Annotated in this window: 22 protein-coding genes and 1 tRNA gene; 13 read left to right on the forward strand and 10 right to left on the reverse strand. The window is 69.6% G+C overall.

All coding sequences use genetic code 11. The features are described from left to right. Positions 1-84 precede the first annotated feature (84 nt). Together POL67_RS36150 and argH are read left to right on the forward strand one after the other, a co-directional pair. Positions 85-1,047, forward strand: a complete 963-nt coding sequence (locus POL67_RS36150) for a hypothetical protein (protein WP_271925186.1) — start codon at positions 85-87, stop codon at positions 1,045-1,047. Beyond that, the gene (argH, locus tag POL67_RS36155; RefSeq protein ID WP_271925187.1) at positions 1,044-2,396 is read left to right on the forward strand and encodes an argininosuccinate lyase; all 1,353 of its coding nucleotides are present in this window, start codon (positions 1,044-1,046) and stop codon (positions 2,394-2,396) included. Before POL67_RS36150 ends, argH begins: the two co-directional genes overlap by 4 nt. Here the strand turns inward: argH and rpiA are convergent. The 7 genes from rpiA to POL67_RS36190 all read right to left on the reverse strand — a co-directional run bounded on the left by rpiA (position 2,380) and on the right by POL67_RS36190 (position 7,243). Further along, positions 2,380-3,072 (reverse strand): ribose-5-phosphate isomerase RpiA, encoded by a 693-nt coding sequence (rpiA, locus tag POL67_RS36160; protein WP_271925188.1) that lies wholly within the window; start codon positions 3,070-3,072, stop codon positions 2,380-2,382. The two genes, argH and rpiA, sit on opposite strands and share 17 nt — an antisense overlap. Then, positions 3,069-3,743: a phospholipase D family protein gene (locus tag POL67_RS36165; protein WP_271925189.1), complete on the reverse strand. Its 675-nt coding sequence runs from the start codon at positions 3,741-3,743 to the stop codon at positions 3,069-3,071. Before POL67_RS36165 ends, rpiA begins: the two co-directional genes overlap by 4 nt. After that, positions 3,740-4,165, reverse strand: coding sequence for an acyl-CoA thioesterase (locus POL67_RS36170; RefSeq protein WP_271925191.1), 426 nt, complete (start codon positions 4,163-4,165; stop codon positions 3,740-3,742). The genes POL67_RS36165 and POL67_RS36170 overlap by 4 nt, the downstream gene beginning before the upstream one ends. Before the next feature lie 4 nt (positions 4,166-4,169). Further along, entirely contained in the window at positions 4,170-4,745 is a 576-nt protein-coding gene (locus POL67_RS36175) for a DUF3501 family protein (RefSeq protein ID WP_271925192.1), read from the reverse strand. Positions 4,746-4,768: 23 nt separating this feature from the next. After that, complete coding sequence (locus POL67_RS36180; protein ID WP_271925193.1) at positions 4,769-6,148, reverse strand: heterodisulfide reductase-related iron-sulfur binding cluster; 1,380 nt, start codon at positions 6,146-6,148, stop codon at positions 4,769-4,771. Positions 6,149-6,262: 114 nt separating this feature from the next. Then, positions 6,263-6,685, reverse strand: coding sequence for a rubrerythrin family protein (locus tag POL67_RS36185; RefSeq protein ID WP_271925194.1), 423 nt, complete (start codon positions 6,683-6,685; stop codon positions 6,263-6,265). A gap of 57 nt (positions 6,686-6,742) precedes the next feature. Further along, the gene (locus POL67_RS36190; protein ID WP_271925195.1) at positions 6,743-7,243 is read right to left on the reverse strand and encodes a Fur family transcriptional regulator; all 501 of its coding nucleotides are present in this window, start codon (positions 7,241-7,243) and stop codon (positions 6,743-6,745) included. A 335-nt stretch (positions 7,244-7,578) separates the two neighbouring features. Between POL67_RS36190 and rpsU the strand changes: the two genes are divergently transcribed. The 3 genes from rpsU (at position 7,579) to POL67_RS36205 (ending at position 9,275) form a co-directional block, all read left to right on the forward strand. Next, the gene (gene rpsU / locus POL67_RS36195; protein WP_136928365.1) at positions 7,579-7,803 is read left to right on the forward strand and encodes a 30S ribosomal protein S21; all 225 of its coding nucleotides are present in this window, start codon (positions 7,579-7,581) and stop codon (positions 7,801-7,803) included. A 95-nt stretch (positions 7,804-7,898) separates the two neighbouring features. After that, positions 7,899-9,083 carry a glycosyltransferase family 4 protein gene (locus tag POL67_RS36200; protein ID WP_271925196.1) on the forward strand — a complete coding sequence of 395 codons (1,185 nt, stop codon included), beginning with the start codon at positions 7,899-7,901 and terminating at the stop codon, positions 9,081-9,083. A 117-nt stretch (positions 9,084-9,200) separates the two neighbouring features. Next, a tRNA-Pro gene (locus POL67_RS36205) sits at positions 9,201-9,275 on the forward strand. A gap of 161 nt (positions 9,276-9,436) precedes the next feature. Here POL67_RS36205 and POL67_RS36210 read toward each other — a convergent pair. Further along, on the reverse strand, positions 9,437-9,919 hold the full coding sequence (locus tag POL67_RS36210) for a hypothetical protein (RefSeq protein WP_271925197.1): 483 nt from the start codon (positions 9,917-9,919) through the stop codon (positions 9,437-9,439). Positions 9,920-10,078: 159 nt separating this feature from the next. Here POL67_RS36210 and msrC point away from each other — a divergent pair, with 159 nt between their 5' ends. Further along, positions 10,079-10,567, forward strand: coding sequence for a free L-methionine (R)-S-oxide reductase MsrC (msrC, locus tag POL67_RS36215; RefSeq protein WP_271925198.1), 489 nt, complete (start codon positions 10,079-10,081; stop codon positions 10,565-10,567). A gap of 53 nt (positions 10,568-10,620) precedes the next feature. Next, positions 10,621-11,421: an NlpC/P60 family protein gene (locus POL67_RS36220; protein WP_271925199.1), complete on the forward strand. Its 801-nt coding sequence runs from the start codon at positions 10,621-10,623 to the stop codon at positions 11,419-11,421. Positions 11,422-11,531: 110 nt separating this feature from the next. On the opposite strand, the gene POL67_RS36225 is transcribed toward POL67_RS36220, so the two are convergent. Next, entirely contained in the window at positions 11,532-15,104 is a 3,573-nt protein-coding gene (locus POL67_RS36225) for a nucleotide-binding protein (protein ID WP_271925200.1), read from the reverse strand. A 212-nt stretch (positions 15,105-15,316) separates the two neighbouring features. Between POL67_RS36225 and arfB the strand changes: the two genes are divergently transcribed. Then, positions 15,317-15,772, forward strand: a complete 456-nt coding sequence (arfB, locus tag POL67_RS36230; RefSeq protein WP_271925201.1) for an alternative ribosome rescue aminoacyl-tRNA hydrolase ArfB — start codon at positions 15,317-15,319, stop codon at positions 15,770-15,772. On the opposite strand, the gene POL67_RS36235 is transcribed toward arfB, so the two are convergent. Beyond that, positions 15,773-16,336, reverse strand: coding sequence for a YybH family protein (locus tag POL67_RS36235; RefSeq protein WP_271925202.1), 564 nt, complete (start codon positions 16,334-16,336; stop codon positions 15,773-15,775). 282 nt (positions 16,337-16,618) lie between these two features. Between POL67_RS36235 and POL67_RS36240 the strand changes: the two genes are divergently transcribed. The 5 genes from POL67_RS36240 to POL67_RS36260 all read left to right on the forward strand — a co-directional run bounded on the left by POL67_RS36240 (position 16,619) and on the right by POL67_RS36260 (position 25,352). Continuing rightward, complete coding sequence (locus POL67_RS36240) at positions 16,619-19,426, forward strand: PAS domain-containing protein (protein ID WP_271925203.1); 2,808 nt, start codon at positions 16,619-16,621, stop codon at positions 19,424-19,426. A gap of 81 nt (positions 19,427-19,507) precedes the next feature. Beyond that, positions 19,508-20,320: an STAS domain-containing protein gene (locus tag POL67_RS53855; RefSeq protein ID WP_271925204.1), complete on the forward strand. Its 813-nt coding sequence runs from the start codon at positions 19,508-19,510 to the stop codon at positions 20,318-20,320. A 1,268-nt stretch (positions 20,321-21,588) separates the two neighbouring features. Beyond that, positions 21,589-22,653: a PAAR domain-containing protein gene (locus tag POL67_RS36250; RefSeq protein WP_271925205.1), complete on the forward strand. Its 1,065-nt coding sequence runs from the start codon at positions 21,589-21,591 to the stop codon at positions 22,651-22,653. Between the two features lie 8 nt (positions 22,654-22,661). After that, positions 22,662-23,252, forward strand: a complete 591-nt coding sequence (locus tag POL67_RS36255; RefSeq protein WP_271925206.1) for a hypothetical protein — start codon at positions 22,662-22,664, stop codon at positions 23,250-23,252. Between the two features lie 93 nt (positions 23,253-23,345). After that, positions 23,346-25,352, forward strand: a complete 2,007-nt coding sequence (locus POL67_RS36260) for a bifunctional serine/threonine-protein kinase/formylglycine-generating enzyme family protein (protein ID WP_271925207.1) — start codon at positions 23,346-23,348, stop codon at positions 25,350-25,352.

The raw sequence follows: 25,352 nt of genomic DNA on the forward strand, positions 1-25,352 counted from the left end.
CCATGAGGCTTGGCGGTCCACGAATCAAGGGAAAGAAGCCCCATCGCTTTCGACGCCGCGCCGCTCCCGCACTAGACTGATCGCATGGATCTCCCTGCTGAACCGAGAGTCCGCTGGATCCTCCATCGCGCCGCGGCCCTGATCGAGCAAGGCGCCGAGCCCGTGCGTGGCCTCGTGCTCCCCACGGCCGACTCCTTTCCCGATCCGTTCGACGGATCGCCGAACGCGGTGGCGAAGCTCCTCGAGCGCGTGCAAGCCCTCGCGGGACTCTCGGACCTCACGGTCGAACTCACGCTCGTCACGCCCGAAGGCGAGGCGATGAGCACGGGCTGCGGCAGCGGCGCTTGTGGCCCCGGCGGCAAGATCGAGACGCGCCTCGATCGCGTCGGTCGCCGCCCCGATGGCTCGTACGTCGTGGCCGTGGGCACGGGCGAAGTGCGTGATCCCGTGGTCCTCACGACGGCCCTCGTCCGCTCCGTGGCCTGCATGTTCATGACCGAGGCCGACGCGTACGACGGGCTCTCGGCGACCGAGCGCGAGCCCGTCACGGATCTCGCGGGCGTGCTGCTCGGCTTCGGCGTCCTGCTCGCGAACGGATCCCACGTCGTGGTGAAAGGCTGTGGCGGCGCAAAGATCCACTCCGCGACGCGCCTCACCACGAACGAGCTCACGCTCGCGCTCGCGATGTTCTGCAAGCTCTTCGGCACGGACGGCAGGGTCGCCGCGCGCCACCTCGATCCGGTCCCGCGCGAGCGCTTCGCGGAGTCCGAGACGTGGGCCCGCGCGAACGCGGCCGTCGTGCGCAGGTTGCGCGAAGATCCGGACGGCATCCGCAGCGACGCGTTCGTCCTCGATCAGGCCGAGGGATGGATGTCGCGCCTCTTCGGCTTCGGCCGCGGCAAGCGCGCGCCCACCGCCGAGGAGACGCTCTCCGAGCTCGAACGATCGATGCGCGCCACCACGCCGAAGAAGACCGTTGATCCCGAGCGCGCCAAGAAGCTCGCCGAGCTCCGCGCGCTCGTGGACGAGACCCTGGAAGGACGATGAGCGGACGACTCTGGGACAAGGGCGGCGCCACCGACGCCGCCATGCTCCGTTACACCTCCCGCGACGACTGGAAGCTCGATCAACGCCTGCTCGCCTACGACCTCGTGGCGACGCGCGCGCACGTGCGCGGGCTCCGTCGCGTCGGCGTCCTCTCGGAAGGCGAGCTCGACGCCATGGAACGCGCGCTCGCCGAGCTCGTCCGCAGGAACGACGCCGGCGAGCTCGTGCTCACCGAAGCCGACGAGGACGGCCACACCGCGATCGAATCCGCGCTCGTCTCCATGCTCGGCGACACCGGCAAGAAGGTGCACACGGGCCGCAGCCGCAACGATCAGGTCCTCGTGGCGATGCGCCTCTACGAGCGCGACGCGATGGACGAGCTCGAAGCGCTCGTGCTCGCCGCGGCCTCCGCGCTCGTCGCGCTCGCGCGTCGCGACGAAAAGACGCCGCTCCCCGGCTACACGCACCTCCAGCGCGCCGTGCCGAGCTCGGTGGGCCTGTGGGCGGGCTCCTTTGCGGAGGGCCTGCTCGACGCGGTCACCATCGTCCGCGCCGCGCGTGCGCTCACCGATCGCTCCCCGCTCGGCGCCGCCGCCGGCTACGGCGTGAACCTCCCGCTCGATCGCGAGGGCGTCGCGCGCGAGCTCGGCTTCTCCGATGTCGCGTGGAATCCGCTCGGCTCGCAGACCTCGCGGGGCATCGTCGAGGCCACGCTCCTCGCCGCCGCGTGGCAGGTCATGGCGATCGTCCGCAGGCTCGCCTGGGACCTCTCCCTCTTCACGACGAGCGAGTTCGGCTTCGTGCGCCTCCCCGACGCGTTCACCACGGGCTCGTCGATCATGCCGCAGAAGCGCAACCCCGACGTCGTCGAGCTCATGCGCGCTGCCTGCTCGATCGTGCAGGGCGCGCTTGCCGAGGTGCAGACCCTCGTCGCGCTTCCGTCCGGATATCACCGCGATCTGCAGCTCACGAAGTCGCCCGTGCTGCGCGGCCTCGACGAGACGCTCGCCACGGTCCGCCTCCTGCCGCGCCTCGTCGAGGGCCTTCGTTTTGATCACGAACGAATGCTCGCCGCGATCACGCCCGAGTGCTTCGCCACCGACCGAGCCGTCGAGCTCGCCGCCTCCGGCGTCCCCTTTCGCGAGGCCTACCGCCGCGTCGCCGACGAGATCAAAGCGCTCGCCCAGGGCGACGCGCCGGCGAGCCTCGCCGCGCGCGTCTCGCCAGGGGCGCCGGGCGATCTGCGCCTCGACCTGCTCGAAGCGCGCCTCGCGTCGTTCCACGCTCGGGGGCTGCGCTCGGACGAGCCGAGCTACGCCCCCGAACCCCCGCTCAACGCATCTCGGTAACCGCGTCCGCGCCGCCCACCAGCACCACGTCCGCCATCTCGATGAAGAGCCCCGTGTCCACGACGCCGGGGATACGCCGCGCCTCCGCGTGCGTGCGCGCCGGGTCGTCGAGCGGCGCGAAACGCGTGTCGACGATCCAGTTCATGTTGTCCGTCACAAAGGGGAACCCGTCCGCCTTCTTGCGCACGACGGGCTCGCCGCCGAGGTTCTTGAGGTGCCGCGACGCTGTCGCCACCGCGAACGGCACCACCTCGATCGGGATCGCTGTCCTCGATCCGAGCTTGTTCACGAGCTTCTCCGGCGTCACCAAAATCACGAGCCGCTCGGCCTCGTACGCGACCACGCGCTCGCGCAAGAGCGCGCCGCCGAGGCCCTTCGTCAGCGCGAGCTCCGGCGTCACCTCGTCCGCGCCGTCGAACGCCACGTCGATCCCGTGGATCTCGTCGAGCCCGACGCACTCGATCTGAAGCTTCTTCGCAAGCTCGTCCGAGCGCTTCGAGGTCGGCACGCCCCGCACGCGCAGCCCTCGGCGCACCCGCTCGCCCAGGCGCTCGATGAACGCTTCTGCGGCACGTCCCGTGCCGAGGCCAAGCGTCATGCCATCGGCCACGTGCGCGAGCGCGGCCTGTGCCACCCGATCGAGCGCGGCCGGATCCGGCCCCTGAGACATCGTCATGCCCCGCCCTTGCTCGATCGTGGCCCGCGCGGCAACCGCGAACGACCTTTCCCCGCGGCCTTCTTCGCCGGCGCCTTTGCGCTCGGCTTCGCGCTGCCTCCCGAACCGTCGAGCGGCGACGGGCAAACGTCGCGCAGTCTGCAGCCTTTGCACTCTCTCCCGGACCAGATCCGATCGAACGTCTCCTGCATCTCGTCGAGCAGCACGTCGTCGTCCGTCAGGATCCCCGCCTCGAAGTTGCGGCGCCCCTCGCCCTTCGCGCCGAGCCCGGCGCCCGTCAGGTTCGCGGATCCCAGGTAAAGCGCAGCGCCGTCGACCGCGATCATCTTGAGGTGCACGCGCGGACATCGACGCATCGCGAGCCCGCCCGCGCGAAGCTCCTCGTGCCGCGCGAGCTCCTCGCGAAACGCGCGTGACGGCACACCCGCATGCAGCAATCGCAGCTCCACCCCGCTCCGCGCGAGCCCACGGAGCACCTCCAGCAGCGACACGTACCGGCCCCGCGCGCGCGCCCGTGATCCCACGGGCGCCTCCACGCGCAGCTCCTTCACGTTCGCCGTCGCGATCCACACGCTCACGCGCGCCTTCGCGAGCACGCCCTGCACGAGCACATCGTAGTGCGCGCGATCCCGGAGCAGCCGCAGCTCGACGCGCCGGCCGCCCAGGCTCAAGACGACGTGGCCTCGACCGAGAGGTGCGCCGCGAGGATCGACCGCACGTCGTCCGGCATCGGGCACGACGCCATCACGTCGAGGTTCGTCGTGACGATCGTGTGCTCCACCGTCGCGACGAGCACGGAGCCCTCGTCGCGCATCATCTGGTACCTGAGCGTCGCGCTCCGGTTGCCGAGGTGCGCCGTGCTCGTCTCGATGCGCAACACATCGCCGTACCGCGCCGGCGCGCTGAACGACATGTTCACCTTCACCGCGGGCAAACCCACGCGGCGCTTCACGATGAGGTGCGGATATCCCCGCTCGAGCCCCGCGAAAAAGTGCTCCATCGCCTCGTGCGCGAAGCCGAGGTAGTGCCCGAAGAAGACGATCCCCGCGGCGTCGACCTCCTCGAACTTGATCGGCCGCACGAAGGCGATCATGGCTTCACGCGAGATCCTCGGCGAGCTTCGTGATCGACACCGGTCCGAGCTCGGTCCGCGCGATGTACCGCGGGTGATCCACGCGCACCGCGACCTTTGCCGTCTTGCTGCGAATCGCCGCGATCGCTGCCTCGGAGAGCTTGATCTTGAAGTAGTGCACGGCCGTCGTCCGGTCCGGCATCACGCCCTTCGGATCACTCTTCGCGGCCGCGCGCACGCCGTCGACCTCCACGCTCACGCAGCCTTCGAGGCCCTTGAGCTCGATCAGCATGCGGTCGCGGATCACGGCGTCCGGGATCTCCACGAACATCGTCAGGCTGAGCTCGCCCGGGGCTGGGATCAGCTCGTTGTACGTCCCGATCTCGTGCGCGATCCCGCTCTCGTTCATGATGCGCTCGGTGCGCAGCATCTCCTGGATCTGCAGGAGCACCGAGTCTCGGTTCTCGAACACCGCGGACATCTGCTCGCCGAGCTTCACCCGGCGCGGCCGCTTCTCTTCGATGACGCGCGCCCGGAACCTCGCCCGGATCTGCTCGTAGTCGCCGATGGGCAGGATCTCGCTCCGATCGATCGGTCGCATCGCTCTTCTTTCCTTCTCCAGGATCAGGCTCGTTCGCCCTTCGTCGTGGGTTCGGCGCCCTCGGCTGGCAAGAGCCCGTAGGCACGCGCGAGGGCCTCGATCGGGTGGAGAACGTGCTTGCCCGTCTCCTTTTCCACGCGGAGCGCTGCCAGCGAACAGTCGCTCACGACCATGTCCGGCTCCACGTCCGACACGCCACGCACGAGCTTCTGCGCGTAACGACGCCCCGTCTCGTAGTTCGCCGCCTTCATGCCCCACGTCCCGTCGACGGCCGAGCACTGCTCGATCACGCGCACGTCCGTGTCGGGCACGACGCCGAGCACACGCGCGCCGGGAAAACCGACCTTCTGCGCGCGCAGGTGACAGGCCGCGTGATAGGCGATCGTGCCGAGCTTCTCCGGGAACTCGCGCACGAGCTTCTTCTCGCGACCGAGCTTCACCAAGAACTCCATGAGGTCGACCGTCGCCGCCGCGACCTCCTTCGCCTCGGGCGTCGGCAAGTACTCCGCCCACTCCTTCTTCATCGTGTAGCCGCACGTCGGCCCCGGCACGACGATCGATCGACCCGCGCGCACGTGCGGCAGGAGCAGCTCCACGTTGTGGCGGATCTTCTCGGTCGCGGCCTTCACGTCGCCGCCGTCGAGGTTCGGCATCCCGCAGCAGGTCAGGCTCGCGCCGTGATCCTCGCCCACACCCGGGAACCGCACGCGCACGCCGTTGTGCTCGAGCACGCGCACCGTCGCGCGCACCACGCTCGGCACGTTGTACTCGCCGTAGCAGGTCGCGAAGAGCACGACCTCGCCGTGTTTCCCCGCGTTCTCGGCTGGTGCGTGGTCCGTGAGCCACGCGCTGAACGTCTCCCCTGCCATCGGCGGCAGCGGGAACTCCGCCGAGATGCCCGTCACCTTCTCCTGCACCTTGCGCACGAGGCTCGACGCGAGCACGAAGTTCGAAAGCGGCGCCATCACGCCCCCGCCCACGGCGCCGATCGCCTGCGGCTCGCCGAGGATCCTGTCGACGAGCGGGATGCCGTCGCGCGCGGCGCGGTTCGCTCGCTCGCGGGCCATGAGCCGCGGGAAGTCGAGCAACTCCGACGAGCCCTCATCGGGCGTGTACGGACACTTGATATAACAAAGCTTGCACTGCCAGCAGGCGTCGCTGACGGCCTTGATGTCCGCGTCATCGATGAGCTCCGCGCCCTCCGCGCGGCCCGAATCGATCGCCTTGTCGACCCGGTTGAACAGCTCCGGGAACGAGCCGCAGTAGTTCACGCACATGCGGCACTCGTGGCAGATCTGGAACGCGCGGCGCAGCTCCGCTTCGAGATCCCGCGCGTCGTAGTAGCGCGGATCGTGCGGGCTCGTCGCCGGCGGGGCCTTGGGCTTGCGGGGGATGACGCTCACGGCTTGCTCTCGTCTCCGGTTCGTCCGGGAAAAAGGGAGGGCGCGCCTCGGACGCGGCAGGCGCGCGGGAGAGCAGCGTGTGCCGCTCGCCCGCGCGCCGCGCGCCGCGCTCGATCAGAAGTCGAGCGACTCGAGGGCCTTCGAGAAGCGACCCGCGTGCGACTTCTCGGCCTTCGCGAGCGTCTCGAACCACTCGGCGATGTCGTCGAAGCCCTCCTCGCGGGCCGTCTTCGCCATGCCCGGGTACATCGTCTCGTACTCGTGCGTCTCGCCGGCGACGGCGGCCTTGAGGTTCTTCTCCGTGTTGCCGATCGGCAGGCCCGTCGCCGGATCGCCCGCGGACTTCAGGTAGTCGAGGTGCCCGTGCGCGTGGCCCGTCTCGCCGTCCGCCGTGTCCTTGAAGAGCCCCGCGACCTCCGGGCGCCCTTCCACGTCCGCGACCTTGGCGAAGTAGAGGTAGCGGCGATTCGCCTGCGACTCGCCGGCAAACGCGTCCTTCAAGTTCTGGTGCGTCCTGGTTCCTGAGAGCTTCTGCATGGCTTATCTCGTCTCCTTCGTACTGCCACGATGGGGAGGAACAACTGCGTGTTGAAACTAGCGTGGTTTGCCCGCGCGCGAACGGCCAGACATGGGCACGTCCGCGGCGCAGGCCTCACACAACCCGCGGTAGATGCGCTCCATGGCGCGCAGGGAAAACCCCGGCGCGGCCGCGCTCACGCAAGGCGCGAGCTCCGCGAGCGGCTCGCCGTTCGTGCACGACGGCACGTCGCGCACCAGGCCGCAGCGATCACACACCGCGTGGTTGTGCGGCGCCATGTTCGCGTCGAAGCGCGCCGCGCCCGGCGACAGGCTCAAGGGCACGCAAAGCCCGGCCGCGGCGAGCGCATCGAGCGTGTTGTACACGGTCGCGAAGCTCATCGTCGGCATCGCGGGGCGCAGCCGTTCGAAGAGCTCCTGGGCCGTCGGGTGCGTCGGGTCACCGGCGAGCTCACGCGCGATGGCCAGGCGTTGCGGCGTCAGCTTGAGGCCGGAGGCCCGGACGCGCGCCAGCATCTCGGCGAGACGTGCTTCGGCCTCGGGGCACGCGTTCGGCACGTCCGCTGGATACGTAGAATTTTTCTCAGCTGCAAGTCTTCCCGAGTTGAGGAAAATCCCTACAGCGGCCTACGCAGCGGCTTTCTTCGGGCGGTGGACCCCGAGAAATCGTGGAGAACCTCACGGGTTTTGCCGGGCGCACGATCCACCGGCATCTCGAACACGCGTGGACGGCCTTGCCAGACAAAAAACCCACTGACATACTGTCGCCCCCTCGCGATCCGGGACCACGTATACGTGTACCTACGGATCACGAGGAAACGAAGGACGACAACGCCCCGCGCGGCCCGGGGGAACAGGGCCCGCACGATGGAAACGAGAGGACGCGTTCAGAGATGCCTACCGACGCCATTCAGTGCAAACCGCTCGAGGTCGCCGTGGGCGACAAGGGAATCGAGCGCGCGATCAAGCACCTCAAGCGGAAGATGGCCGCGGAGGGCATCCTTCGTGAGCTCAAGAGGCGCCGGCACTACATGAAGCCCTCGGTCAAGCGCCGCAAGAAGGCGTCCGAGGCTGCCCGCCGCCGCCGCAAGCGGTCGAAGATGGACGTGATGCAATAGCCCGGCGGCGCGTCCGCGCGCCACCGAGGACACCGACGATGACGCCGGCCGCTCCGCGGAGTCCGGCGTTTCGTCGTTTTGTTCGACCGATGAGGATGTTCGCCAGGCGTCGCGAGCGGTTCGAGGCCAGGGAGGCCGAGCGAGGCGTACACGCGTACGTCGAGCGAGGCCGACCGACGCATCGAGCCGCGCAGCAGCCTGGCGAACATCCTCTCAAGATCCTCGTCCTCAGCACTTCCTATCCCGCAAGCGACGCCGATCCCTCGGGACACTTCGTCCGCGCCGAGGCCCGCGCGCTCGCACGGCAAGGCCACGAGGTACACGTCGTCGCGCCCGGGGGATCGCCGTTCGACGAACCCACGCGGGATCCCGCCGCCGCCTCGCTCCACGTGCACCCCGCGGGCGGCGGCGCGCTCTTCGGCTGGCCCGGCGCGCTCGCGCGCGTGCGCCGGGATCCCGCGCGCCTGCTCCATGCGCTCCCGTTCGCCGTCGCCGCGCGCGCGCGTGCCTCCGCGATCGGCCCCGTCGATCGCGCCATCGCGCACTGGATCGTCCCCTCGGCCGTCCCGCTCCTCCTCGGTTTGCCTGCGCCGCTCGAGGTCGTCGGCCACGGCGCCGACGTGCGCATGCTCTGCGCCATGCCCGCCGCGGCGCGCCTCTTCATCGTGCGCGCCCTCCTCGATCGCGACGCATCCTTCCGCTTCGCCGCGGCCGCCTCCCTCGACGCCCTCGCCCGCGCCCTGCCTGCGCCGCTCGCCGCGCGCCTCGAACGCGCATCCCGCGTCGAGCCCGTTCTCCTCGACCTCCCCGACGTCACGACGCGCGCCCGTGTGCTCCGCGCCTCGCTCGATCCACGCCCGTCCGCGGACAAACTCGTCGTCGCGGCGGGCCGCCTCGTCCCTTCGAAGCGCGTCGACCTCGCGATCGAGGCTGCGACCTCCGCGTCGATGTCGATCGTCGTCGTGGGCGACGGCCCTCTGCGCGCCGAGCTCGAAGCCCTCGCGCGTGCCCGCCCTGCGCATGCGCGGTTCGTCGGCCTCGTGCCGCGGGACGAGGCGCTCGCGTGGATCGCTGCGGCCGACGTGCTCGTGCATGCCTCGGCGGAAGAGGCTGCGCCCACCGTCGTGCGCGAGGCGCGCGCGCTCGGCGTGCCCGTCGTCGCGTGCGCGGCCGGGGACGTCTCCGTGTGGGCGCGCCGCGACCCTGGCCTCGTCGTCGCAGCGCCCGACATCCCGGCCCTTTCGGCCGCGCTCCAGGCTGCCGTGGCTGCGCGTTCGTAGTGCGCCCCCCCGAGCTCGTGCGAGACGTACAAAGCGACGAACGAGGCTCTTGCAATCCTCGACAATTCGACTAGGGTGCCGCCTCGCGCTGCGGGGCAAACACCACGCAGAGCGGCTCGGGGCGTAGCGCAGCCTGGTTAGCGCACTTGACTGGGGGTCAAGGGGTCGGTGGTTCAAATCCACTCGCCCCGACAAGGTCCGGAGGATGAACGTCCTCCGGACCTTTCGGTTTTTTGTACCTCGTGCCGAACAAAGCGCGGACGAAGGCCGTTCGCGCCTCGGCGCGTCGTGCCTTCAGGGTCCGTTTGTCTGGGGGTGGGAAGAAGCGCGCGGCAGCTCGTGCCGCGCGAGGCTCAATTGAAGCCGATGCGGAAGTTGACCGGACCGCAGTCGGGCGCGTCGTCCATCGACAGCGTCGCCTCGTGCCGGCCGGGGTCGCCCGTCACCGTGATGCTGCCGCCCGTGCTGCGGTCGCCCTTGTCGCCGACGCTGATCGGCAGGTCGAGGGCCGCGCCCGCGCCTTTCCAGTTCAGGCGCAGCGTTGCCGTCGTCTGCTGATCGGCGGGGCTCAGATTCTCCCCTTTGAACTCGATGACCAGACGCTCGGCGTTGGCGATGTCGGAGCGGAACGTCGCCTTGGCGCCGCAGTCCATGCGGAAGCGGTGCGTCTCTCCGCGCTTGATGGGCAGGGCCGCGGAGGTCGGGGGCTGGAACGCGTCGCCCTTCTTCGGCGGCGGGATCTTCACCACGATGCAACCCGTGGACGCCGCGGCGAGGAGACCGAGCGTCGCGATACGCGCGGCCCCGGAAAGAATCGCGGAAACCTTCTTCGACATGACAAGCGCCTCCATGGCGAGCCGGCCGGCCCCCTCCGCGTCCCATGCCGGTACGGATCGGCGGCTACCATTTCGCGTATAAACGACGTCGCGCGGAAGATCCACTCTTTCACGCTCGCCGCTACCGCCCTTCGTGCGTCGTAGTATCGTTCGCGCCCCATGGCCGAATCCACCCCCGATCTACGCGACCTGCCCAAGGACCACGCCTACGACGAATTGGACCGCACGCTCGAAGCCGTCCTCGCGGGCCTCGCGGATCCCATCGCCGTCATGGCCACGATGAGCGCGCTCTTGCATCACGGCTTCGGCCATCTCTGGACCGGCTTCTACCGCGTCGTCGCCCCCGACCTCCTTCGCGTCGGTCCTTATCAAGGCACACTCGGCTGCCTCGAAATCCCCTTCGGCAAGGGCGTCTGCGGCGCGGCGGCCCGCGACCTTCGCACCGTGGTCGTCCCCGATGTCCACGCCTTCCCCGGCCACATCACCTGCGACGCCCGCTCTCGCTCCGAAATCGTCGTCCCGGTCCTCGATGCCTCGGGCGCGCTCCTCGCCGTGCTCGACATCGACTCCGACCGGCCCGCCACCTTCGATGACGTGGACCGGCGCCGCCTCGAAGCCATCGTCGGCTGGTTCGCCCGCGTGCCCTGAAAGGCGCATCTTCCCTCTTCGCAGCCCTTCCGGCCTCGCATACACTTGGCTGCATGCTCCGCCCCACCTTGCGAATGCCGTCCGGATATCCCGACGCGGCGCCGCATCTCCGCGACGAGGTCCGCGTCCTGCAGCGCGAGCTCAAGCGTTGGGTGTATTCCATGAGCCCCGACGGCCAGTTCGGCCCGCGTACCGATGCCGCCGTGCGCCATTTCCAGCGCAAGCGTGGCCTCAAGGACGACGGCATCGTCGGACCGCGGACCTGGGACGCCGTCCTCGATCCCGACGCGAAGGCCATTGGCGCGAGCTTCCAGTATCAACCTGCCGGCGCCGCAGATCCCACCCCCTCCAAGCCCGCCGCCCCAAAACCCTCCACGCCCGCGCCCGACCCGGCCCCGGTGAACCCCGGCGCGGGCGGGGCCTCGTGGATGACCATCGCGCGCAAGGAGGAGGGCATCCGCGAGACCTCGGGGCGCGCGGCCAATCCGCGCATCATCGAGTACCACGCGACGACCACGCTCCGCGCGCAGTCGGACGAAATCGCGTGGTGCGCCTCGTTCGTGAACTGGGTCCTCAAAAAGGCTGGCATCAAGGGCACGAACTCCGCCGCCGCGGCGAGCTGGGTGAAATGGGGCGCGTCCACGACCGCGCGCCAGGGCGCCGTCTGCGTCATCTACAATGCCCGCGCGGCGAACTCGTCCCTCTCGACCTCCGGCAATCACGTCGGATTCCTGGTCCGCGAAACGAGCACCCATTACGTGCTCCTCGGCGGCAACCAGTCGAACTCCGTCAAGGAGTCGAGCTTCCCCAAAACGAAATGGCGGCTCAAGGCGTATCGCTGGCCGTCTTCCTGAGGGGGACGCCTCGCGTCCCCCTCTCGTCCGGGCAAAGCCCGGACGATTCACCCCCCGAGGCGAGTTCGCTTCGCGATCTCGCAGCGCCGAACACGTCGGCGCTCTGCTTCTCACCGCTTCGTCGCGGGACCGCCGAGCGTCTCGTCGAGCGAGCGCGAGGGAGGACGGCAATCGCGAGGCGAAAGCTCCACCCGGGCGATCCCTTCCACCACGAATTGGTGCTCGCTCCCCTGCCCGTCCCACACCACGACACGCCGAAGGGCCGCGAGATCGCCTCGCGCGACGAGGACACGATCGACCTCGATGCGCACCCGCGCGCAGCCGGGCCGCGGCTTTCGCGGGGTCGCCTCGATCACCGCCATCCACGCGCGCGCCTCGTCCGCCCGCACCACGACGTCGAACCCTGCGGCGAGGCCCTCCGCGAGAATCGAGACAAGCGCGACGTACGGCGTATCCTCGATCGTCGACCTCGCAATCACGTAGCCGCGGCGCACGAGCGAGGCCTCGCTCCCATTCGCGAGCAGAATCTCCTCCGCCGGATCATCCGCGAAGATACGTAACACCGGCGCGCCATCCTCGCCCCGCCACGCATCCACCAGCTCCGCCGCCTCCTCCACGCGCCCCGCGCGCTCGCGGGTCGTGCGCAAGGCCGCGCGAAGCGCCAGCGTGCCCTTGTAGAGCGCCGCGAGCTCGCCGACGAGGTCCCCCGAAAGGGCCGCGCTCAACCCTGGAAACGAAAGCGTCGACGAGAGCGCCGGCACCTCGGCCCGCAGCCGATCCACGACGCCGCCTGCCTTCGTCATGCCCCCCTCGTCCTGCCGCTCCAAAAGCAGCAGCGGGCATGAGACCCACGGCACCGGGGGCTCCGTGGCGAGAGATGTATCAGGCCGACACACCGGCGCCGCGTGCGGCCGGATCGCCCGCGTGTTCGCCCGCCCGAGCACCACGCCGGGTGCGCCCGCCGCCAAAGCCACGCCCGCCGGCGCAGCCTCTCTCCGCGGAGACACCGGGGCCCCCGCCAGAGCGTGGAGCCATGCCAAACCTGTTGGATCGAGCGCCTGGAGCGCGTCCCGCATCTCCGCCGGCATCGACTCCATGCGCGCCCCGATCTCCCGGAGGACCCACCCTTCGTGAGGCTTCATGGCTTCCCGCACCGCACCCCACGCCCGCGCGATCGCCGCCTCCCCGCCCCGCGCGAACGCCTTTTCCAGAAAACCCCGCGCCTCCTCCTCGTCCGCGCGGATCAATGCGAGAATGCCCGCGCAGCCGAGCAGAAATGGATCCGACCCGCCGTGCTCCGCGGCCTCCCGCAGGTTTCTCCGGGCCACCTCGAACGAGGCCTCGCCTGCCGCCACGCCAAACCCTTGCAGCATCGCCGCGACCCGCAGGAGCGCGAGCCCCGCGCGGCCCAGGATCCGCGGCCTCCGTGGATCGTCCCAGCGCGCGCGTTGCGACGCCTCCGCGAGCGCCGCCCGCGCCTCGTCCACCCGACCTTCCCGTTCGAGCACACGCGCGAGCGAATACGACACGCCCGCCACGAGCGCGAGCAGCCCCGGCCCCGCGTCGAGCCGCAGCCATACCCGGCCGAGCCGCTCCCGCAGCGCGAAAAGCGCCTCGCTCGCCTCCCGCGCAAGGCCACGCTCGGCCCGCGTGATCGCGTACGAGCACTCGGCCGCGCAGAGCGCCTCGAGAATCGGCAGGTGGAGCGTCCCCGCAAAACGCGCCCGCACCTCGGCCATCCGCGCCTCCGCCTCCTCGTGCCGGCCGAGCACGTCGAGCGCCGTCACCTCATTGCACGCGACGGCCGCGGCAATCTCGAACAACGGCGACTCCGTCACCCCCGCGAGCCGCTCCCGCAGCGCCGCGAGCGCCGCCGCGGCCTGCGTCCCGTATCCCGACAGCGAAAGCGTCGCCGCCGCATTCGCGGCCCCGAGCGCGACCAGCGCGGGGATCGGCGCCGCCGCGGGCGCCTCCGCCCGGCGCGCGAGCTCCATCGCCGCGTCGAGTGCCCGATCGTACGCGCCCATGCGCCCGACCGAAAACACCGCCCCGCAAAGCGACGCCGCTTCCACGGCGCGAGAGCCGTGCCCCTCTGCGCCCGCGCAGGCGGCGCGGGCCATCGCAAAATGGTTCGCCGCGGTATCGTCCCAGCCGAGCTCCTGACAACAAACGCCGGCCGCGTGCGCCGCATCGGCGAGCACTGCCCGCAACCACGGCGGCTCCCCCGTGAGGCGCATCTCCTCGGCGAGCTCGAGCGCCATCCCGAGGTGCTTGCACGCGTCGGCCCACTCCTCGCGGCCCGCGTGCAGCTTTCCTTGTCGATACGACGAAAGGAGCACACACGTGAGGAACTCGCGATCCTCGAATCGTCGCGGGAAAAACCGCCGGATCACCTCGCCGTAATCGGCTCCGCCCGCCTCGCCGGACTCGATCGCGAGATCCCCGAGCGCGAGCAACGCCCGCGCCGCGTCCCGTGCGCCTCCCTCGTCGCGGATCTCGCCGCGCGCGATCTCCAGGTACGCCTTGCGCGCCGCGCGAAAATTCCCCTCGGCGCGCAGCACCGCCGCGCGGACGAATGGATCTCCCTCGAGGAGCCGTACACTCTGCGGCGTGTGCGCGGATGGCGGCGACGAGCCCCGGTCCTCCACGACGAGCCGCGACGAAGTCGGCGGCGACGAATCCGGCCCGCCGCGCCCGCGCCGCGCCTCGATCGCCGCCCATAGATCCCGCGAGCTCGGCCGCGTCGCCTCGCCCACGTCGAGCGGGCTCTGGCGCCGCAGGCATTGCACGAAGCGCAGATAGGCGTGCGCGAGGCTCTTCGGATCCGCGGCCGGCTCGACCTCCGCCGCGATCATCGCGCCCCGCGCGGCGCGCTCGTTCCAGGGGATCGTCGCGAGCCCGAGGTAGGGCCCGAGATCCCGCCCCATCACGTTCGTCGTCTCGTAGATCAGCCCTTCGAGCTGCTCCTTCGCCTCCTGCACGAACGCGCGCCCGCTCGCGCCCTCCTCCACGCGCACGAGCAGCGGAAACAGCGCGAGCGGCCGGCTCGCGTCCACGATCACGCGCCGCGCGTGGGCGAACCTCCCGAGCTCGATCGCCTCCTCCAGCGACGCGTCGTCCACGAGCAGCACGAGCTTGTCCACGAGGTGCGCGGCGAGCAGCGCGGTCGCCTCCGTCCGGCCCGAGGGCACGTTCACGAGCACCTCGTCGTACCGGGCGCGGAGCGCGCGGGCGAGCGGCGCGAGCAACCACGGGCACTCCTCGATCACCCGCGCCCGCGTCACGGCGGATCGTGCTCCTTCGGCGGGCCAGTAAAACATCTCCGCGGGCGCTCCGCCGAGCCGCAGCGGCACCACGCGGATCCCCGCGCCGCCGTCGAGGAGCTGCGTCACCCATGCGCGCACGGCGGCCTCGGGTGGGGCTTCCCGCGCGCGCCCCGACACGAGCGGCGACACGGCCGCGCGCACGCCCTCGAAGAAATCGACGACGCCCGCGCCCCTTCGGCCCTCGCCTCGCCCCTGGAAATAACGCTCCAGCGCGGGCTCGTCGACGGCCAGATCCACGACGAGGACGCGCTTGCCTTTTTGCGCCAGGAGCGCGCCGACATTGGCCACGGCCATCGCGCGCCCGACGCCTCCGCGTGCCGAAGCGAGCCCGACGATGATCCCATGCCGATCGCTCACGCCGCCCTCGTCCCGTCCCGTCCCCGCGCCCGGGAATCCGACGGGGCACGGACTCTACCGGACCGGGGTATCGCCTGGCAATAGACGCCCCGTTTTGGTGAGCGCTCTTCCAAGCAATGGTTCGTGCTTCCGGCATCGGTATCTCGACGAGCCGCCCCCGTGGTGCTTTCCTCCGCGCGGCGAGGAACCAGGAAACGACGAGGAGACGAGCCGTGGATCCGAGAGAAAGTCGAGCCACCCCCGAAGGCGCCATCGTGGTGAACGACCGCGTTCACGTCCCGGCGTCGGCCCTCACCGTGACGACGGCGCGCGCCTCCGGCCCCGGCGGACAAAACGTCAACAAGGTCGAGTCCAAGGTCGACGTCCGGGTCGATCTCGACGTGATCGTGGGCCTCGACGAAGGCGCGCGGGCGCGGCTCCTCGCGGCGGTGCGCACCCGCCTCGATGCCGAGGGCAAGCTGCGCGTCACGAGCCAGAGAACGCGGGATCAGGGGAGAAACCTGGCGGACGCCCACGACAAGATCCGCGCGCTCGTCGCGGCGGCGCTCGTCGCGCCCCGGCCGCGCAAGCCCACGCGCCCGAGCCGCGGCGCGGTCGAGCGCCGCCTCGACGAAAAGAAACGCGCCGGGGAGCGCAAACGCTCTCGCGCCGGCCGCGCCGACGATTGACTAACCGCCCAGGTTCGTCTCGTCCTGCGGCCCCCCCGCTTCGGCCGGCCCGTCGTGGATCGGCACCGAGACGTGCTCGTGCACGATGAGCCATTGCCCGTCGCGCCACGCCCACACGACGGACCAGCGCGCGTCGAACGACTCCGTCATGCCGTCCCGGAACGTGATGTCGAAATGCACGATCCCCGCGGCCAATGCGGTGTTTCCATGGGACTCGATCCGGGCATCGTCGCGGACCTTTGCTTTCAGGCTGCTGAACTGCGCGAGAAGATCCTTCACACCCTTCTCGTAGGCCTTCCAGCCTCGGTGCTCGAGGGGCGCGAAATCGAAGAAGACCAGGCCCTCGTCTTTCGCGTAAAATGGGGCGGAATTCTGCGGATCGAGGGAGCTCCACGCGTCCCACGTGCGCTGCATCAGCTCTGTCGTGGGCTTCTCGGGCGCGCTTTGCTCCTGCTGGGAGGTCGGGTCTTTTTTGCAGCCCATCGGCGCCACGACGAGCGCTGGAATCGCCAGCGCGGCGCAGAGGGAAAGTCCGGCGAGGAGAGAAGAGCGAACCTTTTTCATGAGCGTCGCCTCCTGCGAATCGCCGCGAGCCGATGCACGCAGCGGGCCGCCAACCCGTGGCGCGGGGACGAAAATGCGAATTTTCAACCCGAGAAGAACGCAAAACGGTCGTTCGGGAGAACCGGAGCCATCACTTCAGGAGAAACCCGACCCGTCGAAGAAACCGAAGCGACGAAGAGGTAAGACCTATTGCATCGGCTGGTTGACATGCCGTCGTTATGTCACGTAATGTCGGCGCACGAAGTCGAGTCGCCGACGCCGTGGAGAACACGGGAGGACAGGATGGGCACGGGGTTAGGATCGTCTTGCCGACCGCACGACGAGAGCGGGGCGCTCCTCGACCTCGCGCTCCGAGCGTCCGGCGCGGGGCATTGGTCCTGGGACCTGGGGGCGCACGAGGGCTACTGGTCCGACGAAGTCTACCGCATGTTCGGGGAGCGCCCCGCCCCGGACGGGGGCCCGGTGCACGGCGAGACCTTTCGCAAGGCCGTCCATCCCGAGGATCTCGCGCCCACGCAGGCGCGGTTCGCGGCTGCATTCGCGGAAAGGAGTGACTTCGTCTCCGAATACCGCATTCGTCGAACCGACGGCGCCATCCGGTGGATCCGCTCGCGCGGCCGCGTCCTCACGGACGACGCCGGGCGGGCGCGCATGGTCGGCGTATCGCTCGACGTGACGGCGGAAAAAACCCAGAAAGCCCGGCTCCGCGCGAGCGAGGAGCGCTTCCAGGCGGCCGTCGAGAGCTCGCTCGACGCCGTGGGCATTTATTCGGCCGTCCGTGACGGGTCCGGCACCCTCGTCGACTTTCGCACCGATTACGTGAACGCCGCCGCCTGCGAGCTCGTCCGGATGTCCCGCGCGGCGCAGATCGGCCGGACGCTGCGCGATCTCTACCCTGCCCCCCGTGCCGCGCGGGGCATCGAGCATTATGCGCGGGTCGTCGAGACGGGCGAGCCCCTCTTCAGGGAAGCCTTCCATTACGAGGACGAGCGCGACGACCCCGACACGCGCCTGCAGAGGGCTTATGACGTGCGCGTGATCCGGATGGGCGACGGAATCATGGCCACGTGGCGCGACATCACCGATCGCGTGCGCAGCGAGCAAGAGGTCCGCGAAACCAAGGAGATGCTCGAGGCGCTCATCGACAACACCGCGGCCTCCATCTTCGTCAAGGACACGAGCGGGCGTTTCCTCCTCGCGAACCCGCGCGTGCAGGCGAACTTCGGCCTGCCTCTCGACCAGATCCTCGGAAAAACCGACCACGAGCTCGTCCCCCCCGCCATCGCCGACGCCTTCCGCCAGAATGACCTCGACGTGCTCCGCTCCGAGCGCGTGATTGAGCGCGAGGAGGAAATGGTCATCGACGGCAAGCTCCACACCTTCCTCTCGCTCAAGTTTCCCCTGCGGGATCGCCACGGCAAACCCTACGCCGTCTGCGGCGTCGCGACGGACATCACGGATCGCAAGCAGCTCGAAGACGGCCTCCGGGACAGCGAGGAGCGCGCCAGGGCGCGGGCCCAGGAGATCGAGGCGCTGATGGATGCGACGCCGGCCGCGATCTGGATCGCGCACGACCCGCATTGCCACCTCATCACCGGCAGCCGCACCGCGTACGAGATGATGCGCGTGCCGCCCGAGCAAACGAACATCTCGAAGACGGCGGCGGAAGGCGACACCGTGCCGCACGTGCGCATCTTCCGGGACGGCAAGGAGCTCCGCCCCGAGGAGCTGCCCATCCAGCGCGCCGCGCGTGGAGAGCCGGCGCGTGATTGGGAGGAGGAGATCGTCTTCGCCGACGGAGACCGCATCACCATCTTCGGCAGCGCCGTACCGCTGCGCGGCCCGAACGGCGAGCCACGCGGCTCGATTGGCGCGTTCGTCGACATCACGGCGTTCAAGCAGGCGGAGTCCGCGCTGCAGAACGAACGGCAGCGGACCGAGGAGGCGCTCCGCGTCGCGGACCGACGCAAAGACGAGTTTCTCGCCATGCTCTCGCACGAGCTCCGAAACCCCCTGGCGACGATCCGCAATGCGGTGAGCGTGCTCCGCAGCACGCGCTCGGAGAGCCCGCGCGTCGAGCGGCTGCACGCCATGATCGACCGCCAATCCGAGCAACTCTCGCGCATGGTCGACGACCTGCTCGACGTCGGTCGCATCACGCAGGGCAAGCTGATCCTGCGCAAGGAGCGAATCGACCTCGGCACGATCGTGAGCCGCGCGGTGGAGACGAGCCGCCCGCTCATCGACGCGGCCGGGCATACGCTCTCGATCAAGCTACCGGCGGGCTCCGTGGTGCTCGAAGGCGACCTCGGCCGGCTCTCGCAGGTCCTCTCGAATCTGCTCAACAACGCGGCGAAATACACGGAGAACCGGGGCCTGATCCGGCTCTCCGCCGAGGTCGGGGGCGCCGAGGTCCAGATCCGGGTGGAGGACAATGGAATCGGCATTGCGCCCGACGTCCTGCCGCATGTCTTCGACCTCTTCACGCAAGCGAGCCGCACCCTCGACCGCGCGCAGGGTGGCCTCGGCATCGGCCTCACGCTGGTGCGCACGCTCGTGGAAATGCACGGCGGCAAGGTCTCCGCGGGGAGCGGCGGCACGGGCCAGGGCGCCGAATTCACCGTGTGCCTGCCGATATGCCACGCCGCGCCGGCGGAGGAGCTCGCCGCGCCGACGAGCGAGGCGCGCGAGCTCCCGTCGAGGAGCGAGCGACGGCGCGTCCTGATCGTGGACGACAACTGCGACGCTGCGGAGAGCCTGGCCCTCATGCTCGGATACCTCGGGCACGACACCCGCGTCGCGCACGACGGGCCGAGCACGATTGACATCGCCAGGGTGTTCCAGCCCGAGGTCGTCCTGCTCGACATCGGCCTGCCAGGGTTCGACGGATACGAGGTCGCGCGCCGCCTGCGCGCGCAACGCGAGACACGGGCGGCGATCCTCGTCGCGCTCACGGGGTACGGGCAAGAAGAGGACCGAAAACAGGCGCGGCGGGCCGGCTTTGATCACCACCTCACGAAGCCGGTCGATCACGACCGGCTGATCTCCCTCCTCACCTCGCGGGTGGCGCCGGTCGATGTGTCGGCCTGACGTAACGGGACTCCGAACGCGACCTTTCCTTCTTCGCCCCCCCTCGTGCAACATGGCGGGCGGAGCAGGTACATGCAGCGCGTGATCGATGCCTTCTGGGAACGTCTCGAGGACAACGTCGCGAAGTCGTGCGTGCGCGTCGAAGCGGCGGAAGTCCCGTTTTATCGGAGCTTGCCCGCGGAGGTGCGACGCGGGGCCTTCAAGCGTGCGTTCGAGGCGATGGGCCACGACCTCGTCGCGGAGGATTCGCAGGCGTTCCCGACCCTGCTCGCGGTGATCGGCGAACAACGATCGGGGCTCGGGGTCAGGATCGTGGACATCCTGCGCGGGATGGCGATGGGCTTCGACGTCGTCACCGAGGACTTCGCGACCTTTTTTGCAGGCGATCCCGAGGCGCGCCTTCACTGGGAGCGGATGCGCGCCCGCGTGAGTTACATGGGCGCGGCCACGCTCGCGGACGCGTATCTCGGCGCGCGCGAAAAACTCGTACGCGCGCAGGCCGAGGAGATCTTGCAGCTCTCCGCGCGGGTGCTCCCGCTCTACCCGGGGATCCTCGTCTTGCCGCTCGTCGGCGCGCTCGACGCCGCGCGCGCGGCGCACCTGACGCCGCTCTTGCTCCAGGCGGTCGTGGAGAACCAATCCCGCGTCGTGCTGCTCGACGTGACGGGATTGCCCTCGGTCGGGGCAGAGGCGGCCGAGCATTTGATGGGCGCGGCGCGGGGCGTCGAATTGCTCGGCGCGACACCGATCCTCGTGGGCGTACGGCCGCACATGGCGCGCGCGATGGTCGAAGCCGGGGTTGACCTCGGCAGGCTCCGATCCCGCGCGGATCTTGCGAGCGGGCTCCGGGATGCGCTCGATGCGCTCGGGCTTGCCATTGCGCGGAAGCGTTGACGCAACGCCGCGCCGTGGCCCCCGCACCCATTCTCCGAATGGCCTCGACGAGCCCGCGCGACAGCGTCGAATAGGTCGACAACCCCGACACGTCGAACCCGCCCGTCGCGAGCGCCATGGCCGCGGCCGCGCGAATCCCCTGGTCGGCATGTCGTTACTCGTTTACGCGCGCTCTTCGCCGCGCCCGACGTGCCATCGTCATGAACACGGCGAATAGAATCAATGGGAAGCCTTCCGGGCAACTCGTCGCCACATTGCACCCGGCACATCCCTTTGCGTGCTCCTTCGGCAGGGGCCACCGCCAGCTCGGCTTGGGCTGCTCTGAGCATTGCGTCTTGTCGAACACACACGGAGGGTCGGCGTACACAACAGGGCAGCTCGCTGGCGGGCTCTCGTTGGGGAGGCTTGGCGGTTCGCCTTGGATTTCGCGGGTGACCGTCACACGAAAAGGCTCCTTTGGTGTCCCGAGCCTCTTGATGATTTCCTTTTTCTCGTCCAGAAACTCGAAGCGATAGAAAATGGGCCCGGTGACATTGACGTATACACATGGTATCAACGCGCCGAAGCCCCGCCCCATCCTCCTCATGTCGATCCGATGGTCGCGCGTGTCTCCAAAGGGTTTGTACAAGACGACAGCGGCCTGCGCCTCTTCTCCCTCGGGCAGCTCGACAGAAAGCGGGACGGGGGTATCGACGAGCGCCTCCGGAGGCGGCGTATGAAGCGGTGTTACGACACCTCCGGGAACGCCGGGAAGAGCTTGGCGCGGGTGCAAGGAGCACTCCGGTGGACCGGAGCACGCGTTGGCGGAGGTGCGAAGACCCCTCCGAACGTCCCGACCCCTCTTTGGCGCGGGTGCGAAGACCTCTCCTGACGACCCGACCATGGCTTGGCGCGGGTGCAGAGAGCACTCCGGACGTCCCGACCATGGCTTGGCGCAGGTGCAAAGACACCTCCGGACGTCCCGACCATGGCTTGGCGCAGGTGCAAAGACACCTCCGGACGTCCCGACCATGGCTTGGCGTGGGTGCGGAGGCCCCTCCAGACGGCCCGACCTCCCTTTGGCGCGGCTGCGGAGACCTCTCCGGACGTCCCGACCCCTCTTGGGCGCGATTTACCCCTTCTCCACGCCCTTCCCCATCGGCCGTTCGCGCGTCGCTCGCCATCCTCCGCTACGCAGCCTGACCCCCCGCGCCCCCAACCCCTCGAAACCATTCACCTCCTTTTTGCTGCGCGCGCGCCCCCTCCTCTGATATCCTCCCGGCCGAGCCATGACCCAGCTTGCCGCGCGTGTTGGTGATGCGCACACCTGTCCGGCGCATGTCGGGGGGCCGATTCTCCCGCCGGGGTGTACGACCGTCGTCATTGGGGGACAGGCCGCCGCGCGGATCGATGATCTGTGCCAATGCCAGGGCCCGACCGACGTGATCAAGACGGGCGCGCCCACCGTGCTCATCGGCGGCAAACCCGCGGCGCGCAAGGGTGATCTCACGCGGCACGACGGCGTCGTCGCCATGGGGTTTCCCACGGTCCTCATCGGGCCCCTCGCGCCGGGCGACGCCGTGGCCTCGCTCTTCACCGACGAATATCTGTCCACGCTCGTCGGCAAGGAATGGCAAGGGGCAAACTCCGAGCAATTGAAGAAGGCGATGGAGACGCTCTGGGAGCATCGCCACGACCCGAACCATCCCGATGTCCAGGAGGCGCTCCGGCAAATCGCGGAGGCGCGCGGCAAGCCGCTCGAGCAGATCCAGCAGGATTGGCAGCGGTATCAGGCCGCGCTCGCCGAGCAGGAGCGGATCGCCGCGGAGAAGGGCATCGATCCGCCTCCCGGGGTCAACTGGCTCCACGGCGATCACATGGGGAGCACCTCGCAGCTCCGGTATGGCCAGGTCGCCGGGGATGCGCTGGGGATGGATCCCGTGTTCGGCGCGCTGCTCAATCCGACCGGGGGGCTCGTCGGTCCAGGCAATGCGGCGGTCGACGGCAACGACTCCGCGATCGGGTATCACGGCGCCGTGCACGACGCCGGAGGGTATCTGTACAATTATCACAACCAGGGCCCCGGATACGATTACCTCGGGCAAGAAGGGCGCGACACGGCGAGCCCGCTCTCCGGTCAGCGGTCCGGGATCTCGTACTGGCGTGACCAGCTGCCCGATCGCAGCGGGGGGCAGAAGTTCACCGACGGCGCGGGCGACGTGATCATGGATGGGGTCGTCGGGGGGATCGACGGGGTCTCGAACGCCTGGGAGGCCACCAAGGACGCCGTCTCCGATGCCTACGAGGGCGCCAAGGATTGGGCCTCCGACACCTGGAACAGCCTGTGGGATTAGGGCAAACGATGAAAGCTCATACACTCGAAATCGAGGAGCTCGCGGCCCTCTGCGGCTTTTTGAACGCGAAGAAGCTCGTGGGCCTCGACGAGGCGATCTTTCACGTGTTCACCGAGGAGAACCTCCCGCGCCTCGTGGCCAAGCTGAACGAGCACGGCTGGCTCACGCCGGCGGAACGACCGAGCACGTATCACTTCAAGGAAGACCTGATGCAATCCCTGGCGGTCGCCGTCGCGCCCGAGCTCGCCGTGCTCGCGCGCTCGGAGGCGCAGGCGAAATCGATCGTGTTTTACCTGGCCGGCGACGAGATCACCGAGATCGTGCTCACGGCGGATCGGGCGCTCGTCGCGCGGATCGAGAGCCAGGACGAAATGGTTGCCCAGGTGATGGCGTTCTTGCAGGGCGCGTGGCCCGGCGAGATCGCGGTCGCCCGCGTGAAGGGCGAGGCCTTCGACGCGGGGCGCCGCGCAAAGGTCGATGCGCAGGGAACGTTGACGACGAAGACGCCGGGGCTTTTGCCCGGGGATACGTGGAGCGTCGAGAACGTCACCGCGTTCCTGCGCGGCGCGATGGCCGAGCTACGACCTCCACGAGGGTAGCGATTCCGCGACAAGCCGGTCGCCCGCCGCCGCGGAAAGGTCCGCGAACCCCCTTCCCCCTCCGCTCGCCTTCGCGTTATGCTCGGCGCCCGCATGGCGTCCGCTGCTCTCGCCGATCCCTTCGCCTGGGTGGGCCAAACCATCGACGGCAAGTTCCGCGTCGAGGCGGTCGTCGGCGAGGGCGGGTTCGGCATCGTGTACCGCGCCCTGCACCTCGGGCTCGGCGAGCCGGTCGCCGTCAAGTGCCTGAAGATCCCAGCTTCCCTCGCCCCGGACGAACGCGAGCGTTTCCAGCACAGCTTCCTCGAAGAAGGGCGCCTGCTCCGCAAGCTCTCGCGCGCCACGCCCGCGGTCGTTCAGGCCCTCGACGTCGGCGCGGCCGTCGCCCCGAGCGGCGTATGGGCACCGTATCTCGTGCTCGAATGGCTGCACGGACAGACACTCGAAGCATTCCTCGCGCGCCGGAACGAGGACAAACAGGGCGGCATGCCCCTCGCCGACGCCTTCGCGCTCCTCGAACCGGCCGCGCTCGCGCTCGCCGCGGCGCACGACGAGGGCGTCGCGCATCGGGACATCAAGCCCGCGAACCTCTTCCTGGCTTCCCTCGTGGAGGGCACCGCCCCCCACTCCCCCATCGTGGGGGGCGCAGCCCCGCACACCCCCGCCGGCGCGCCCACGATGAAGGTGCTCGATTTCGGCATCGCCAAGGTCATCGCCGACAATGCCTCGATCACCCGCGCGATGGAGCAGACCGGGCACGCGCCCTCGATCTTCACGCCGTTTTATGGCGCGCCAGAGCAGTTCAATCGAAGGTTCGGCGCGACCGGGCCCTGGACCGACGTGTATGCCCTGGCGCTCGTGCTCGTCGAGCTCTGCACGGGCAAAAGCGCGCTCGTCGGCGACGACGTCACGCAGCTCTACATCGCCACGACCGACGTCTCGCTCCGGCCCACGCCCCGCACCCACGGCGTACGCACGAGCCACGCTGTCGAGGCCGTCTTTCAGAAGGCGCTCGCGATCGAGCCGCGCGGCCGATACACCTCGGCGCGCCTCTTCTGGGACGCGCTGCGCGAGGCGCTCCCCTCGCCCATCGAAACCGACGCGCCCGGCGTCACCGCGCCCCCGCTCGGCGCCGATATCCGCGATCCGCTGACGACCGCCCCGCAGATCGCCGAAATGCGCCCGAGCAAACCCGCCCCTTCCTCGCGGCGCACGCTGTTCGCGGCGATCGGCGCCTGCACGTTCGTCGCGGCCGCCCTCGCCGCGTCCGTCGTGATCAAGCATCGCGGCGAGGTCGAGCCCATTCCGTCGCTCGCCCGCATGGGCCCCGAGTTTGGCCACGTGGAGCTGCCGAGCTCGACGCCGGACATGGTCCTCGTGCCCGCGGGCAGCTTCACGATGGGGCACGCGAAGGAAGGGAAGACCGAAAAACCGGCGCACACCGTGACGATCTCGAAGCCATTTTACCTCGACCGGACCGAGGTCACGGCAGAGGACTATACGCGCTGCGTGGCCGCGGGGAAGTGCACGCGGAGCGGCGTGCACGGGCCGGGCGTGGACGAGGCCGAGTCGACGAAGTTCGCGCCGTTCTGCACGGAGCCCGATCCGGCGAAGGCGCGCCACCCCATCAATTGCATCGACCACGGGCAGGCGGCGAAGCTCTGCGCCTTCCTCGGCAAACGATTGCCGACGGAGGCCGAATGGGAGTACGCCGCGCGTGGCAAGGACGAGCGGCGCTTTCCCTGGGGCGAGGAGCCCATCGCCTGCACGTTCGGCAATTTCGCGCGCGCGGCGGGCCAGTGCCCGGGGCGCGCCAAAGGCACGATGCCCGTGGGCTCGTTCCCCGATCACGGCAGTCCCTTCGGCGCGCTCGACATGGCCGGCAACGTCTGGGAATGGGTCGCGGACGGCTTCGAGCCGGGCGCCTACACGAAAAGCGAGCGCAAGGATCCGCTCGTCGCCACGGGCGCGAAGGGCGTGATCCGGGGCGGCTCCTGGGATTTCGCGTCGAGCGCCGCCAAGTCGACGACACGTTACGCATTCGACCGCGCCACGGGCCACGTCAGCACGGGCGTGCGCTGCGCGAAGACGGCCGAATAA

Source organism: Polyangium mundeleinium, assembly GCF_028369105.1.
GTDB lineage: Bacteria > Myxococcota_A > Polyangia > Polyangiales > Polyangiaceae > Polyangium > Polyangium mundeleinium.